Source organism: Bradyrhizobium sp. NBAIM08, assembly GCF_020193935.1.
GTDB classification, from domain to species: Bacteria; Pseudomonadota; Alphaproteobacteria; order Rhizobiales; family Xanthobacteraceae; genus Bradyrhizobium; species Bradyrhizobium yuanmingense.
Genome location: NZ_JADYVR010000156.1, coordinates 1 through 472, shown reverse-complemented (window position 1 = coordinate 472; position 472 = coordinate 1). Strand labels below are relative to the sequence as shown.

Below are 472 nucleotides of genomic sequence, written 5' to 3'. Positions count from 1 at the left end.
GTGCTAAAGGCCGCGCTCGTCTGACCGTTTCTAAGTAATAAAGCTAACCCCTGAGTGGTTAAGCTCGCATTTCCCAGGGAGTTACGCTTGTTAACTCCCAGTCAATTCACATTCGTCTTCCAGCAGCCACAACGGGCTGGCACGCCGCAAATTACCATTCTCGGCCGCCTGAATTCGCTGGGGCATCCCCGTATCGGTCTTACAGTCGCCAAGAAAAACGTTCGACGCGCCCATGAACGCAATCGGATTAAACGTCTGACGCGTGAAAGCTTCCGTCTGCGCCAACATGAACTCCCGGCTATGGATTTCGTGGTGGTGGCGAAAAAAGGGGTTGCCGACCTCGATAACCGTGCTCTCTCGGAAGCGTTGGAAAAATTATGGCGCCGCCACTGTCGCCTGGCTCGCGGGTCCTGATAGCCCTCATTCGGGTCTATCAACGCCTGATTAGTCCGCTACTCGGGCCGCATTGTCG

The 472-nt window shown here is 55.3% G+C and carries 1 protein-coding gene; it reads left to right on the top strand.

Annotation, left to right across the window (positions count from 1 at the left end; translation table 11 throughout):
• Window positions 1–54 precede the first annotated feature (54 nt).
• A complete protein-coding gene (gene rnpA, locus I6F37_RS38890; protein WP_000239730.1) occupies window positions 55–414 on the top strand; it encodes a ribonuclease P protein component in 360 nt (119 codons plus the stop codon).
• Window positions 415–472 lie beyond the last annotated feature (58 nt).